General features: G+C 68.8%; 14 protein-coding genes. 6 read left to right on the plus strand and 8 right to left on the minus strand.

Annotated features, from left to right (window positions below; translation table 11 throughout):
• Positions 1-103: 103 nt before the first annotated feature.
• Positions 104-1,147: an LLM class flavin-dependent oxidoreductase gene (locus tag ACFPJ1_RS02745; RefSeq protein ID WP_380101188.1), complete on the plus strand. Its 1,044-nt coding sequence runs from the start codon at positions 104-106 to the stop codon at positions 1,145-1,147.
• On the opposite strand, the gene ACFPJ1_RS02750 is transcribed toward ACFPJ1_RS02745, so the two are convergent.
• From ACFPJ1_RS02750 to rpsB, 6 genes are all read right to left on the minus strand, one after another.
• The gene (locus ACFPJ1_RS02750; protein ID WP_380101189.1) at positions 1,137-1,787 is read right to left on the minus strand and encodes a GNAT family N-acetyltransferase; all 651 of its coding nucleotides are present in this window, start codon (positions 1,785-1,787) and stop codon (positions 1,137-1,139) included. The genes ACFPJ1_RS02745 and ACFPJ1_RS02750 overlap by 11 nt on opposite strands.
• Positions 1,788-1,818: 31 nt before the next feature.
• Positions 1,819-2,652, minus strand: coding sequence for a phosphatidate cytidylyltransferase (locus ACFPJ1_RS02755; protein ID WP_380101190.1), 834 nt, complete (start codon positions 2,650-2,652; stop codon positions 1,819-1,821).
• Positions 2,652-3,206: a ribosome recycling factor gene (gene frr / locus ACFPJ1_RS02760; protein ID WP_380101254.1), complete on the minus strand. Its 555-nt coding sequence runs from the start codon at positions 3,204-3,206 to the stop codon at positions 2,652-2,654. The genes ACFPJ1_RS02755 and frr overlap by 1 nt, the downstream gene beginning before the upstream one ends.
• Positions 3,207-3,359: 153 nt before the next feature.
• Positions 3,360-4,121, minus strand: a complete 762-nt coding sequence (pyrH, locus tag ACFPJ1_RS02765; protein WP_132298800.1) for a UMP kinase — start codon at positions 4,119-4,121, stop codon at positions 3,360-3,362.
• Positions 4,122-4,171: 50 nt separating this feature from the next.
• The gene (gene tsf / locus ACFPJ1_RS02770) at positions 4,172-4,990 is read right to left on the minus strand and encodes a translation elongation factor Ts (RefSeq protein ID WP_380101191.1); all 819 of its coding nucleotides are present in this window, start codon (positions 4,988-4,990) and stop codon (positions 4,172-4,174) included.
• An 85-nt stretch (positions 4,991-5,075) separates the two neighbouring features.
• Positions 5,076-6,092 carry a 30S ribosomal protein S2 gene (gene rpsB / locus ACFPJ1_RS02775; protein ID WP_380101192.1) on the minus strand — a complete coding sequence of 339 codons (1,017 nt, stop codon included), beginning with the start codon at positions 6,090-6,092 and terminating at the stop codon, positions 5,076-5,078.
• 285 nt (positions 6,093-6,377) lie between these two features.
• Between rpsB and ACFPJ1_RS02780 the strand changes: the two genes are divergently transcribed.
• Complete coding sequence (locus tag ACFPJ1_RS02780) at positions 6,378-7,118, plus strand: M23 family metallopeptidase (RefSeq protein ID WP_380101193.1); 741 nt, start codon at positions 6,378-6,380, stop codon at positions 7,116-7,118.
• 23 nt (positions 7,119-7,141) lie between these two features.
• Here the strand turns inward: ACFPJ1_RS02780 and ACFPJ1_RS02785 are convergent, their stop codons facing one another.
• Both ACFPJ1_RS02785 and ACFPJ1_RS02790 read right to left on the minus strand, forming a co-directional pair.
• Positions 7,142-7,621, minus strand: a complete 480-nt coding sequence (locus ACFPJ1_RS02785) for an RrF2 family transcriptional regulator (RefSeq protein WP_132191489.1) — start codon at positions 7,619-7,621, stop codon at positions 7,142-7,144.
• A gap of 31 nt (positions 7,622-7,652) precedes the next feature.
• A complete protein-coding gene (locus tag ACFPJ1_RS02790; protein WP_380101194.1) occupies positions 7,653-8,594 on the minus strand; it encodes a tyrosine recombinase XerC in 942 nt (313 codons plus the stop codon).
• Positions 8,595-8,731: 137 nt separating this feature from the next.
• Here ACFPJ1_RS02790 and ACFPJ1_RS02795 point away from each other — a divergent pair, with 137 nt between their 5' ends.
• From ACFPJ1_RS02795 to dprA, 4 genes are all read left to right on the plus strand, one after another.
• Positions 8,732-10,348: an APC family permease gene (locus ACFPJ1_RS02795; protein WP_380101195.1), complete on the plus strand. Its 1,617-nt coding sequence runs from the start codon at positions 8,732-8,734 to the stop codon at positions 10,346-10,348.
• 102 nt (positions 10,349-10,450) lie between these two features.
• Positions 10,451-10,807, plus strand: a complete 357-nt coding sequence (locus tag ACFPJ1_RS02800) for a YraN family protein (protein ID WP_380101196.1) — start codon at positions 10,451-10,453, stop codon at positions 10,805-10,807.
• Positions 10,807-12,384 (plus strand): YifB family Mg chelatase-like AAA ATPase, encoded by a 1,578-nt coding sequence (locus tag ACFPJ1_RS02805; protein ID WP_380101197.1) that lies wholly within the window; start codon positions 10,807-10,809, stop codon positions 12,382-12,384. The genes ACFPJ1_RS02800 and ACFPJ1_RS02805 overlap by 1 nt, the downstream gene beginning before the upstream one ends.
• Positions 12,381-13,688, plus strand: coding sequence for a DNA-processing protein DprA (gene dprA, locus ACFPJ1_RS02810; RefSeq protein WP_380101198.1), 1,308 nt, complete (start codon positions 12,381-12,383; stop codon positions 13,686-13,688). The genes ACFPJ1_RS02805 and dprA overlap by 4 nt, the downstream gene beginning before the upstream one ends.
• Positions 13,689-13,734: the final 46 nt, after the last annotated feature.

Here is a 13,734-nt window from a genome sequence, read left to right on the forward strand (position 1 = left end):
ACCCGGGTCCCCCGGCCTCGCTCCGGCCCCCTCCCGGCCCTCAGCCCGGGCTGGGGGCCGGGGCGGGAATGGGAGTTCTAAGAGGGCCGTTGGACTCTGCATCATGGACTCTTCAGCCGGATTCTCCCAGGCGTCGCTGAGCGGTGTGCCTCTGTCGATCCTCGACCGGTCCCGCACTCGTGCGGGTGAGACTGAGGCCGAGACGTTGCGAGGGACCGTGCGGCTGGCGCAGCAGGTCGAGGAACTCGGGTACCACCGGTTCTGGGTCTCCGAGCACCACAGCGTCCCCGGCGTAGTCGGCTCAGCGCCGACGGTCCTCGCCGCAGCCGTCGCGGCCTCCACCACCCGGATCCGGGTGGGCACGGGCGGCGTGATGCTCCCCAACCACCAGCCGCTCGTCGTAGCCGAGCAGTTCGGAGTACTGGAGTCACTGTTCCCCGGACGCATCGACATGGGGCTCGGCCGGTCCGTCGGTTTCACCAACGGCATCCGCCGGGCCCTCGGCGTCGAGAAGGATGCTGCGGAGGACTTCACCTCCCAGGTCCAGGAACTGCTCGGCTACTTCACCGGCACCCAGCAGAACCACCCGCAGGTGCACGCACGCCCAGGCGAAGGTCTGCGCGTACCGCCGTTCGTACTGGCCATCGGCGACGGCGCCCTCCTCGCGGCCTCACTCGGCCTCCCGCTGGTGATCGCCGGCGTCAAAGGCGAGCGCGAACTCCTGAGCCTCCTCGACCGATACCGCGCCGACTTCCAGCCATCCCCCTGGGCGAACAGCCCGTACGTCGTACTGGCCGTGACGGCGGCGGTGGCTGCCACAACGGAGTCGGCCAGGCGGCTACTCCTGCCAGAGGCGTGGTCGAGCGCCTATTCGCGGACGCGCGGGGTGTTCCCGCCGCTGCTGCCGGTCTCGGAAGTCCTGCAACTGGAGATGACGGAGAAGGAGCGCGGCTTCTACGAGCAGTCCCTCCGCGGCCAGATCTACGGCACACCGGACGAGGTGAACGCGGCATTGGGCGGACTGGTGAGCCGCACCGGCGCAGACGAGGTACTACTCACTACGAACACCTACGACCGGGCCGACCTGGTCGAGTCCTACCGCCTACTGGCCGAAGTCGCCCAACTCCCAGCCCTGCTCACCCACTGACCCCGGTGCCGCGCCGGCCCTCGGTGGAGTCGTAGCCGGTGATCCTTGCCAGGAGGCCTTTGCGGACGTCGGGCCACTCGTCAGCCAGGATCGAGAAGACCACGGTGTCGCGGAACGAGCCGTCCGGCAGCTTCTTGTGCCGGCGCAACACCCCTTCGCGGGTCGCGCCGAGCTTCGCGATCGCCGCCTGCGACCGGGTGTTCGTCAGCCCGGTCTGGATCTTCACCCGGCCGAATCCGCAGTCCTCGAAGGCGTGCTGGAGCAGCAGGAACTTGCAGGCCGGATTCACCGCCGTTCCCCAGACCGCCGGCGTGTACCCCGTCCAGCCAAGGTGCACCGACTCGTTGTGGAGATCCACGTCGCCCAGGCCCGTCGTACCGATGACTGTGCCCTCTGAGCCGAGCGGGCTGTCCCCGGCTAGACGGACCACGTACGCGACGCGCTGGGCTGCGGACTCCACCCACTGCTCGCTCATGTGCTCGGCGTTCCTAGGCCTGCCGGCACTACCTCCGCCGAAGCCGGCGGCATACACCTGCTCGTTGCCGATCGCGGCGTACAGGGATTCGATGTCTGAAGCCTGGAGCCTGTCGAGGCGGACGACGTCGCCGACCAGCGACCGGCCGTCAGGAGCAATGGTCATGAAGCCAGCCAACCCCGCGGACCGGGTGGCGTCAAACGAGTAGATGCAGCAACAACCAGACCGCGGGAGCCGTTGCCAGCAAGGAATCCAGCCGATCCATCACGCCGCCGTGGCCCGGCAGCAGGTTGGACATGTCCTTGATGCCGAGGTCGCGCTTGATCATCGACTCGGCCAGATCGCCGACCGTCGCGGTCAGCACGGCGACGGCGCCGACGATCGCGCCGACCCACCAGTCACCGTCGAGCAGCCAGATCACCGACCCGATGCCGGCGCCGATGCAGGCCAGCGTGGAGCCGGCGAAACCCTCCCAGGACTTCTTCGGGCTGATCGTCGGCGCCATCGGGTGCTTGCCGAACAGGACGCCGGCCACGTAACCACCGACATCGCTGGCCACGACGACCAGGAAGAACGTCACCACCCGCTGCGGGCCATCAGCCTCCGGCTGGACCAGCAGGATGGCGAAGCCGGCCAGCAGCGGCACGTAGCCGATCAGGAAGACGCCGGTGGTCACGTCACGGACGAAGCCGACCGAACCACCAGGCATCCGCCAGAAGATGGTCGCCAGCACCGTGAGCGCCATCGCGACCAGCAGCGCGAGCGGACCACCGAAGTACGCGGAGATCAGCATCGCCGTCGTACCGGCGAACAGCGGGATCCGCGCCAGCGTCGCGCCGGAGGTGCGGAACACGCGGACGAGTTCGTCGACGGCCACCAGGACAGCGGCCAGCACGACGAAGGTGAAGAGGACCTTCTGCCAGAAGAGCGAACCGAGAATGACCGCACCGAGGCCGACGCCGACCGCGATCGCCGCGGGCAGGTTGCGCCCGGCGCGGCTCGACGCGGGCGTGCTCTGGTCTACGCCCATCACACCTCGAGCAGTTCGGCTTCCTTGTGCTTGAGCAGCTCGTCGATGGAGTCGACGTACTTCTTCGTCAACCCGTCGAGGCGCTTCTCAGCACTCTTGCCCTCGTCCTCGCCCGCCTCGCCGGCCTTGACGGTCTTGTCCACCTCGTCCTTGGCGTGCCGGCGGACGTTCCGCACCGACACCTTGGCCTCCTCGGCCTTGGTCTTGGCGACCTTGATGTACTCCTTGCGCCGCTCCTCGGTGAGCTGCGGCATCACGACGCGGATCACCGAGCCGTCGTTGCCGGGGTTCACCCCGAGGTCGGAGTCGCGGATCGCCTTCTCGATCGCCGCCATCGCGCCCTTGTCGTACGGCGAGATGAGGACCGTGCGCGGCTCCGGGACCTGGAACCCGGCCAACTGCTGCAGCGGCGTCGGGCTGCCGTAGTAGTCGGCCACGATGCCGGCGAACATCTGCGGGTGCGCCCGGCCGGTACGGATCGCGGCGAAGTCGTCCTTGGCGACCTCCACGGCCTTCGCCATCTTCTGCTCGGCTTCGCGGAGTGCTTGGTCGATCACGACATTCCTCGCTTCCTAGGGGCCGCATCGGTTGCGGCCGCTCCAACCCTACGAACGCAGGTTTACCAGATACCGGACATCCGGCCGTGTGTTGAGCGTGATCTTAGTGCAAACGAGGCCACTGGCCCGGAGAGCCTGGCGCAAACGGGGCTACTGGCCCGGCGAGACGACCGTGCCGATCTTCTCGCCCCGGACGACGCGGGCGATGTTGCCCTCCTCGAGTCCGAAGATCACGATCGGCAGCGCGTTGTCGCGGGCCAGGCTGATCGCCGTCGCGTCCGCGACCCGCAGCCCGCGAGCCAGGAAGTCGTCGTACGACAGTTGGTCGAACTTCACCGCGTCCGGGTTCTTCTTCGGGTCGGAGTCGTAGACCCCGTCGACACCCTGCTTGCCCATCAGCAGCGCCTCGGCTCCGATCTCCAGCGCCCGCTGCGCGGCCACCGTGTCGGTGGAGAAGTACGGCATGCCGGAGCCGGCGCCGAAGATGACGACCCGGCCCTTGGCCAGATGGCGGTCGGCCTTGCGCGGGATGTACGGCTCGGCGACCTGGCCCATCGTGATGGCCGTCTGGACCCGGGTCTCGACGCCCAGCTTCTCCAGGAAGTCCTGCAGCGCCAGGCAGTTCATCACCGTGCCGAGCATGCCCATGTAGTCCGCGCGGTTGCGTTCCATCCCGCGCTGCTGCAGTTCCGCGCCGCGGAAGAAGTTGCCGCCGCCGACCACCACGGCGCACTGCACGCCGGCCCGGACCACCTCGGCGATCTGCTTGGCGATCGAGTTCACCACGTCGGGGTCGACGCCGAGCTTGCCGCCGCCGAACACCTCACCCGACAACTTCAGCAGCACCCGGTGGTAGGCCGGATCGAACGGCGAAGAGGCCGGATTCGTCTCGGTACCCAGGGTTTCCGTCACGACTCCGGCCTCCTCGTCGACTGCGTTGACTAGTGCTGGTCGCTGAGCCGTCAGGCTCCGACCTCGAAGCGAGCGAATCGCTTGACGGTCACACCGGCCTCGTCCAGAACTGCCTTCACGGTCTTCTTGCTCTCCTGGACCGACGACTGCTCGAGCAGCACGACCTCCTTGAAGAAGCCGTTCACCCGGCCCTCGACGATCTTCGGCAGCGCCTGCTCCGGCTTGCCCTCCTCGCGGGCGGTCGCCTCGGCGATCCGCTTCTCGTTCTCGACCGTATCGGCCGGGACCTCGTCGCGGGTGGTGTACAGCGGCCGCATCGCGGCGGCCTGCATGGCCGCACCGCGGGCGGCGTCGAGGTTGTCGCCCTCGAACTCGACCAGCACGCCCACCTGGGCCGGCAGGTCGGCCGCACGCTTGTGCATGTAGGCCGCGACCTTGCCGTCGAAGACGGCGACCTTGCCGAGCTCCAGCTTCTCGCCGATGACGGCGGCCAGGGCCTCGATGTTCTCGGCCACGCTCTTGCCGTCGGCGAGCTTCTCGCCGAGCAGACCCTCGACGTCACCCACCTTGCTGGCGGCGGCGTGCGCGACGATGTCGGCCGCGAGCTGCTGGAACTGCTCGTTCTTGGCGACGAAGTCGGTCTCGCAGTTCAGCTGGACCAGCGCGTTCTCCGCGGCGGCCACCAGGCCGTTGGTGGCGGAGCGCTCGGCGCCACGCTTGGCGGCCTTGGCCGCGCCGTGGATGCGCAGCTCCTCGATCGCCTTCTCGAAGTCGCCGTCGGTGGTCTCGAGTGCCTTCTTCGCGTCCATCATGCCCGCGCCGGTGGCGTCGCGGAGCTTCTTCACGTCAGCGGCGGTGTAGTTCGCCATTCCTCGTTCTCTCGATCTTTGTCGATGCGTCAGCTGGATGGGAGCGGTCGCCCGGCCCACAGGACCGGGCGACCAGGAAGCCTGATCAGGCCTCGTCGGCTTCCTTCGGGGCCTCGGTGCCCTCGACCGGGGTGTCGTCGGCCTTGGCGATCGTCTCTGCGACAGCGGCGCTCTCGGCGACCGGCGGCTGCTCCGCGACCGCGTCGGCGGCCGCAGCGGCCTCGAAGGCCGGGACGTCGGCCACGGGAGCCTCGGCCACGGGGGCGTCGGCGGCCGGGGCGTCGGCGGCCGGGGCGTCGTCCTTCTTGGCCTCGGTGGCGGCGCCGTTCTGGCTCTCCAGCAGCTCACGCTCCCAGGCGGCCAGCGGCTCCTCGGCGCCGAGCTCCTCGCCGGCCGCGGCGGCACCCTGGCCACCGCGCGACATCAGACCGTCGGCGACGGCGTCGGCGACCACGCGGGTCAGCAGGCCGACCGAACGGATCGCGTCGTCGTTGCCCGGGATCGGGAAGTCGACCTCGTCCGGGTCGCAGTTGGTGTCGAGGATGCCGATGATCGGCAGCTTCAGCTTGCGCGCCTCGTCGACCGCGAGGTGCTCCTTCTTCGTGTCGACGATCCAGACCGCGGCCGGAACGCGCGCCATGTCCCGGATACCGCCGAGGGTCTTGAGCAGCTTGTCGTGCTCGCGACGCTTCTGCAGCAGCTCCTTCTTCGTCACACCGGAGGCCGCGACGTCGTCGAAGTCCAGCAGCTCGAGCTCCTTGAGGCGCTGGAGCCGCTTGTTGACGGTCTGGAAGTTGGTGAGCATGCCGCCCAGCCAGCGCTGGTTCACGTAGGGCATGCCGACCCGGGTCGCCTGCTCGGCGATCGCTTCCTGTGCCTGCTTCTTGGTGCCGACGAACAGGATCGCGCCGCCGGAGGCGACGGTGCTGCGGACGAACTCGTAGGCGCGGTCGATGTACGACAGCGACTGCTGCAGGTCGATGATGTAGATGCCGTTGCGCTCGGTGAAGATGAATCGCTTCATCTTCGGGTTCCAGCGACGGGTCTGGTGCCCGAAGTGGACGCCGCTCTCGAGCAGCTGCTTCATGGTCACGACGGCCATGAGGTGTTCCTCCTGTCGCGCCCCGGCTCCGCCGGAGACGCCTGTCTCGGTTGTCCCGCGCCGGACCGGGATGGTCCGCCGCGCCTGACGCCCGCGCGAACCCATCCCGGCGAGCCGGGACCGAGGGGTACGCGTTGGATACGGGCGTGCGAAGTCGTCCCACTCACGTGAGACGCCTCCAAAAGTCTACGGGACGACACCCGCCGGGAGCGAACCGGCCCCTACTTGTCCACAGGCGGCAATTTCCCCGCCGCCCACCACCCACTCCGACGGCACATTTCCAGTATGAATCCCTCGCCCGTACCCAGAGTCCTGGCAGCCCTCCTCCCCCTCGCCGCCCTCCCCTGGATCCTCTCCACCGCCGCTACCGCGGCCCCTGTCCCCACGGCACCTCCCGAGGCGGTCTGGCCCCTCGCCCCACGCCCACCCGTCATCCGAGGTTTCGAGCAGCCGGCGAAGCCATGGCTCCCCGGGCACCGGGGCCTCGACCTGGCCGGCTCTCCCGGTCAGCCCGTCCGGTCAGCCACCTCCGGCACGATCACGTACGCCGGTCCGTTGGCCGGCCGCGGCGTCATCGTCGTCTCGCGCGGCCCCATCCGCACGACTTACGAGCCAGTGATCGCCTCGATCAGGCGCGGCGCCGCGGTCACACCCGGCTCGGTCCTCGGCAGCCTGTCAGCCGCGGGCTCCCACTGCGCCCCCACAACCTGCCTCCACTGGGGTCTTCTGCAGTCCGACACCTACCTCAACCCTCTGACCCTGCTCAGAAGCGAGCCAGTCCGCTTGCTCCCGATCACCCCAGCTGCCAACCCCGACCGCCAACGCGACACCCTCCGCCCCACAGCAGACCCACCCACCACCTCGGCCCCGACCAGCCATCCCACGCCCCAGCCCTCTGAAGCCCAGGAGCCTGCCGCCGCCATGAACCAGCCACCCGGCCAAGCCGGCGACCTGGCCGCGGGCCTTGTGGTCGCCGCAGCCGGTGTCCTCACGGTCGGCGGCGGGCTGATGATCAGGCGCCACTGATGCCAGGCCAGGGACGCGACCTACTAACTACCGGGGACGCGGGCCTGCCAGGCGTCTTCGTCCCGGGAGCGGCGCTCGACCCCGGCGGGGAGCTTCCCCTTCGCCAGGTCCGTGAGCGTCGTGTGCTCCAGCACGTCCCGCAGGCTGGCCCGGGCCGCGATCCAGACGCGCTGCAACACGACAGCGCGCTCGTTGTAGGCGACGCTCTCCGGCCGGACGCCGGAGATGCTCACGATCGGCCCGTCCACCGCCCGCATCACGTCCGCGACGGAGACCTCGTTCGGATCGACGGCGAGCTTCCACCCGCCGGACTGCCCACGCTGGCTCGAGAGCACCCCGGCCCGGCGCAGATCGGCCAGGATGCCCTGCAGGAAGCCGTGCGGAATGCCCTGCGCACGGCTGAGTTCCTCGGCGGAAACCACCGAGGGGTCGTTCGACACCCATCGCTGGGTGATCTCGATCAGCGCCCGCAGCGCATAGTCAGACTTCGCCGAAACCCGCATGCTCCGCAGTCTGCCGTATCCAGGCCCGAGGTCAGGCCCGTGGATGGGCTTGTTCGTAGGCGCGTCGCAGCCTTTCACCCGACACGTGCGTGTAGATCTGGGTCGTCGCCAGGGACGCATGCCCCAGCAACTCCTGCACGCTGCGGAGATCCGCGCCGCCTTCGAGCAGATGTGTCGCGGCCGTGTGGCGCAACCCGTGCGGCGACAGGTCCGGCGCGTTCACCGCGTCGATCCGGGCGTGGACGAGGCGCCGGACGGCCCGTTGATCGATCCGACCGCCTCGAGAGCCGAGGAACACGGCCGGCCCGCTGTGCGACCGCGCGAGTTTCGGCCGCGCCTCCGCGAGCCACCTGTCCAACGCAGCACCCGCCGGTACGCCGTACGGGACCGAGCGTTCCTTGCGGCCCTTGCCGAAGACGCGGACCACCCGCCGCGCGTCGTCGACCTCGTCGATGTCGAGCGCGCAGAGTTCGCCGACCCGGATACCCGTTGCGTAGAGCAGCTCCATGATCGCGAGGTCGCGGAGGCCGACCGGGCTGCCGTCGTCGGCCGCGACCGCTGCCGCGTCGAGCACGGCCCGCGTGTCGGCCTGCCCGAGCACGCCCGGAAGAGACTTGTGCGGCTTGGGACTGGCGAGCAATGCGCCTGGATCGGTCTCGATCCGGCCGGTCCGCTGGGCCCAGGCGGTGAAGACCCGTGCGGCCGTGGCCCGGCGGGACATGGTGCTGCGGGCCTTGCCGAGGCTCTGCTGCTTCGCCAACCAAGACCGCAGCCCGCGGATATCGAGGGTGCGCAGATCATCGTGACCAAGACGAGTCAAATGATCGATTAAATCCATCACATCACCGATGTAGGCTCGCACCGAATGCTCGCTGAGGTCCCTTTCCGCCGTCAGATGCCGCTCGTAGTCAGCCAGTAACACAGAGAAACCTTCCGGTCTGGAAGGGCTTCCACTGACCTCGTCCGGCGCCATGTCCTGACCATGCGGGAGCGGCCCCGGCAGCGCAAGCAGCCGCGCGGAGTTCGACAGAGGAGGTCTGGCCCGTAGCCCACTGGTCGACTACTGTTCGGGCCGATTGCCCTAGTAGCGCAACGGAGGCACCCCTGACCATGGCCCCCTCAGCGAACGGACAGACCGTAGGCCGGCGCCTGCCGGTCGAGTCGGCGTTCACTCGAGTCGAGGATGCGCGGCACCGTCTGCCGCGTCTGTTCGGTCGTCGCGACCTAGTCGTTCTCGGACTGGGTGTGATGATCGGGTCCGGCATTTTCAGCCTGAGCGGTAAGCAGGCTGCCAATGTGGCCGGCCCTGCCGTGATCTTGTCGTTCCTGATCGCCGCGGTGGTGTGCGTACTGGCTGCGGCCTGCTACGCCGAACTCTCGTCGACGATCCCGGTCTCGGGTAGCGCTTACACCTTCAGCTACGTGACCTTCGGTGAGATGTGGGCCTGGCTGGTCGGCTGGGCACTCGTGCTCGAACTCGTCACCGCGGCAGCGATCGTGGCCAGAGTCTGGTCCGCGTACTTCCTCGCCACCCTCGACGGTTTCGGCGTCACCCTGCCCGAAGGGGTCGCGCAGTTCTTCGGTCCGGACGCCAAGGTCAACCTGGTCGCCCCGCTGCTGCTGCTGGTCCTGACGGCGCTGATTGTGACCGGCACGAAGCTCTCGTCCCGGGTGCTCACGGTCGTGGTGCTGGCGAAGGTCGCGGTGATCGTGCTGGTGGTCGTCATCGGCGCGACCCACATCAACTTCGACAACTACCGGCCGTTCGTCCCGGACGCGCGACCGGCACCCGCCACAGCCAGTCCGACCTTGCTCAGCTGGATCCTGGACTCGTCCTTCGGCTCCTTCGGGTTGATGGGCATCTTCACGGCCGCGAGCTCGATCGTGTTCGCCTACATCGGCTTCGACCTCATCGCGACCGCGTCCGAGGACGCCCGGAATCCGCGCAAGACGGTCCCGCAGGGCATGCTGCTCGGCGTTGGCGCCGTCACGATCCTGTACGTCGCAATGGCCGTCGTGCTGGTGGGCATGCGACCGTACGGCCAGCTGGGTGGTGCCGCACCGGTGTCGGAGGCGATGTCCGCGGTCGGGGTCGGGTGGGCCGCCAAGGTGGTCAATCTCGGGGCACTGCTAGCCCTGATGACGGTGATCATGGTCGTCTTGATCGCGCAGAGCCGCGTGCTCTTCAACATGGGCCGTGACGGCCTGCTGCCGAAGAGCCTCGGCCGGGTCAGCCGCGTCTACTCCTCTCCCGCTCGCGCCGCCACCGCGGCCGGCTTCGCTGCGATCGCGCTGACCCTGTACCCGGGGGTCCTCGAGCTGGAAGAGCTGCTGGTCATCGGTGCGCTCTTCTGCTTCGCCTTCTGCGCGGTCGGCGTGCTGACACTTCGGCGGACCGAGCCGAACCTCGAGCGCGGTTTCCGCGTCCCGATGGTGCCGCTCATCCCACTCCTGTCGCTCGCCGCGACGCTGTGGCTGATGCTCAACCTGAAGACGAGCACGTGGACCAAGTTCGGCCTCTGGATGCTGCTGGGCCTCGCGATCTACGGCCTCTACGGCCGCTGGCACAGCCGCCTGGCGAACGAGGACAGCTGGGACTTCGACATCGGCGACACCGACCCGGGAACGGGCGGCCTGCAGGCCTACCGCTCGGAGCCGGAGGACCACGAGCTTCGCGCTGTCCGAACGCCACCGAAGTCAACGCGCGGCAAGCACATGCGCAACTGAGGTTCTCGCGGCACTGCTGACGAGCCTGTTGTCCACAGGCTCTGAAGTCGGCCCCGAGATCGGTGACTTTCCCGGCATGTTCTTAGCCGGAGGTGGTCATCGATGCGGACCAAGGACGCAGTCGGGCAGTACGGCGAGGAGCTCGCCGCCAGGTATCTCGCGAAGAGCGGCTTCGCGATCCTCGAGCGCAACTGGCGCTGCGAGCTGGGCGAGATCGACATCGTCGCCCGCGACGGCGAGGCGCTGGTCGTCTGTGAGGTGAAGACCCGCCGCGGGCTGAACTACGGCAGCCCGCTGGAGTCCATCACCTACAAGAAGCTGGCGAAACTGCGCCGGCTGGTCGGCCGCTGGCTGCAGGAGCATGACCTGCGGCCGGGCGAGGTCCGGATCGACATCGTCGCCGTGCTCCTGCCGCGGGGTGGCGACCCGAGCGTCGACCACGTCAGGGGCGTGGCCTGATGCCGCTGGCCCAGGCCTGGTCCGTCGCCCTGGTCGGTCTCGAAGGCCACCTGGTCGAGGTCGAGGCCGACATCGCCCAAGGCCTGCCGAAGACCACGCTGATCGGTCTGCCCGACGCATCGTTGTCAGAGGCAAGGGACCGGGTCCGCGCCGCCGTGGTCAACAGCGGCGAGAAGTTCCCCGACCGCAAGGTCACCATCGGCCTCTCCCCCGCCACTCTGCCCAAGACCGGCTCTCATTACGACGTTGCCATCGCGTGCTCTCTCCTCGCTGCAGGTGGCGTCGTCGACAGCCACCGACTGCGCCAGACAGCGATCATCGGCGAGCTCGGCCTCGACGGCAGGATCAGGGAGGTCCGCGGCGCGCTCGCGATGACGCTGGCCGCCTCACGCTCAGGCTTCGAGCGGATCGTCGTCCCCGAACTGAACGCCGCCGAGGCCAAGCTCGTGCCGTCCATCGAGGTGTACGGCGTGCGCTCGCTGCGGCAGGTGCTCGCCTTGCTCCGCGGCGAGGAGATCCCCGACGAAGCGCCGCCGCGGGCCGAGCTGCGTTTGATGTCCGAGTCGCTGACCCGGGTGCCCGAGGTGGATCTCGACGACGTGCTCGGCCAGCACGAAGGCCGCCGCGCCATCGAAGCGGCAGCCGCCGGCGCGCACCACATCTTCCTCCACGGCCCACCGGGCTCGGGCAAGACGATGCTCGCCGAGCGCCTCGCCGGTCTGATGCCAGACCTCAGCACGGACGACTCGTTGGAGGTGTCAGCCGTGCACTCGCTGGCCGGTCTGCTCACCAGCGACGCGGAACTGGTCGTTCGCCCACCCTTCATCGCCCCACACCACACGGCCTCCCTGTCGAGCCTGGTCGGTGGCGGGTCGGGCGTGCCGCGCCCGGGCGCGATCAGCTGTGCCCACCGGGGCATCCTCTTCATCGACGAAGCACCCGAGATGCATCCGCTGACGCTCGACACACTCCGCCAGCCCCTCGAGTCCGGCTTCATCGAGGTGCACCGCTCAGCGGCCGTGGCGAAGTTCCCGGCCCGATTCCTGCTGGTGCTTGCTGCCAACCCCTGCCCTTGCGGCCAGTCGGGCACGCCCAACGGAATCTGCAACTGCACCCCACAAGTCCTCACCCGCTACCGCCAGCGGATCAGCGGCCCGATCAAAGACCGCATCGACATCCAGCGCCAGATCCTCCCGGCTGCCCGCGGACTGGCCGATGGTGATCGCCCTGAGTCCACCGCAGAAGTCGCCGCGCGGGTGAAAGCCGCCCGTGACCGGCAAGCCTTCCGGTACCGGAACACCGGCTGGATCCTCAACAGCGAGATCCCCGGCCCGTTCATGCGCCGCGAATACCCACTCGACGCTGCCAGCCAGAAGACCCTCGAATCCCTCTACGCCGACGGCCGCCTGACAGCCCGCGGCCTCGACCGAGTGGTCCGTCTCGCCTGGACCTTGGCCGACCTGGAAGGCCTGGACAGCCCTACACCAGACCTCACGCACCAGGCCTTCCAACTCCGCAGCGGCGCCCCATTGACTCCCCTCACCAACATCCGTCGAATCAGGGAAACCACGCCATGAACACCAACCTGGAACACCTGAACAGCCGTCTGAAGCCATCCAAGGCTCAGTTGTCTCCTGCCACTCCCAAACCAGCCGCCAGCGTGGCCGGTGCTGCTTCGACACTCACTGCTGGTGGTGGGCGCGGAGTTGAGCCGCCGAAACCGTCGACTCAGCCCGCGGAGTGGGAGGAGGAGAGAATCGCGCGAGCGGGATTGTCGCGCGTCGTCGAGCCCGGAGACCCCGTCGCGTTGGAGACGTTCGCCGAACTGCCCGCGGTGGAGGCCTGGCGGCTCCTGAAGACCAGCGCCCCCAGGTTCGAGCGATGGGCCCCTCGGGTGGCGGAAGTCCGGCCTGAGCGGGATCTGGAGCGCGCCGAGGCGGCGGGCGCACGGTTCGTGATCCCTGGCGACGACGAGTGGCCCGAGCAGGTCGAAGTACTGGCTGATGCCGGTCAACAGAGCCGGCGCGGCGGCGTCCCCTTCGGCCTCTGGGTCCGCGGCAAACCCGACCTCCGCCAGACCTTGGCGAACTCTGTCGCCCTCGTCGGCGCCCGCGCGTGTTCGTCGTACGGCGAGCACGCGGCCTCCGAGCTTGCCACTGGGCTCGCCGAGAACGGCACCACTGTGGTCTCAGGCGGCGCGTACGGGATCGACGCTGCCGCTCACCGGGGAGCGCTAGCCGGCTCAGGCACCACAATCGCGATCCTCGCCTGCGGCGTGGACGTCAGCTATCCGAAGAGCAACACGAACCTGTTCGACCGAATCGCCGAGGAAGGCTTACTCGTCAGCGAACTACCGCCAGGCTGTTCACCGACCAAGCTCCGCTTCCTCGCCCGCAACAGGTTGATCGCGGCAACGACCCTGGGCACTGTCGTTGTCGAGGCAGCAGTTCGTAGCGGAGCCCTCAACAGCGCCGGCTGGGCCGAACAATGCGGCCGCCCGGTTCTCGCCGTCCCCGGCCCCATCACTTCCCGTATGTCCGAAGGCGTCCACCTCTTGGTCCGCGAGCGCAACGCAGTACTGGCCACCAGCGTCGCCGATGTGCTGGAAGCCATCTCCCCACTCGGCACCCGCCTGACCAGCTACCCCCACGCCCCCGCCACTCCCACAGACAACCTCGACCCCGACATCCAACGCACCCTCGACGCCGTCCCGGTCGTCACCCCAGCCCCACCCAGCCGAATAGCCACCACCGCAGGTCTGGACCTCGACACCGTCCAGGAATGCCTCGAAACCCTCGCCGACCTGGACCTGGTCGAATACCAGCCACCAGGCTGGCGCCTCTCCCCCAACCACCGCCACTCCCTGGGCACAATGCCCTAGCGCCGGTGGCCGAAGAGAAGGGCGCGCGGACGGGTGGCTCGGGGCG

This window comes from Kribbella qitaiheensis (assembly GCF_042657745.1).
Taxonomy (GTDB): Bacteria; Actinomycetota; Actinomycetes; order Propionibacteriales; family Kribbellaceae; genus Kribbella; species Kribbella qitaiheensis.

What these genes read in the sequence shown, in the direction of transcription:
- ACFPJ1_RS02750 (WP_380101189.1), bottom strand. Translation starts at nt 1,787, where the DNA reads ATGACCATTGCTCCTGACGGCCGGTCGCTGGTCGGCGACGTCGTCCGC.
- rpsB (WP_380101192.1), bottom strand. Translation starts at nt 6,092, where the DNA reads ATGGCCGTCGTGACCATGAAGCAGCTGCTCGAGAGCGGCGTCCACTTC.
- dprA (WP_380101198.1), top strand. Translation starts at nt 12,381, where the DNA reads ATGAACACCAACCTGGAACACCTGAACAGCCGTCTGAAGCCATCCAAG.
- ACFPJ1_RS02755 (WP_380101190.1), bottom strand. Translation starts at nt 2,652, where the DNA reads ATGGGCGTAGACCAGAGCACGCCCGCGTCGAGCCGCGCCGGGCGCAAC.
- ACFPJ1_RS02785 (WP_132191489.1), bottom strand. Translation starts at nt 7,621, where the DNA reads ATGCGGGTTTCGGCGAAGTCTGACTATGCGCTGCGGGCGCTGATCGAG.
- ACFPJ1_RS02800 (WP_380101196.1), top strand. Translation starts at nt 10,451, where the DNA reads ATGCGGACCAAGGACGCAGTCGGGCAGTACGGCGAGGAGCTCGCCGCC.
- ACFPJ1_RS02790 (WP_380101194.1), bottom strand. Translation starts at nt 8,594, where the DNA reads ATGGCGCCGGACGAGGTCAGTGGAAGCCCTTCCAGACCGGAAGGTTTC.
- ACFPJ1_RS02805 (WP_380101197.1), top strand. Translation starts at nt 10,807, where the DNA reads ATGCCGCTGGCCCAGGCCTGGTCCGTCGCCCTGGTCGGTCTCGAAGGC.
- tsf (WP_380101191.1), bottom strand. Translation starts at nt 4,990, where the DNA reads ATGGCGAACTACACCGCCGCTGACGTGAAGAAGCTCCGCGACGCCACC.
- ACFPJ1_RS02745 (WP_380101188.1), top strand. Translation starts at nt 104, where the DNA reads ATGGACTCTTCAGCCGGATTCTCCCAGGCGTCGCTGAGCGGTGTGCCT.
- ACFPJ1_RS02780 (WP_380101193.1), top strand. Translation starts at nt 6,378, where the DNA reads ATGAATCCCTCGCCCGTACCCAGAGTCCTGGCAGCCCTCCTCCCCCTC.
- ACFPJ1_RS02795 (WP_380101195.1), top strand. Translation starts at nt 8,732, where the DNA reads ATGGCCCCCTCAGCGAACGGACAGACCGTAGGCCGGCGCCTGCCGGTC.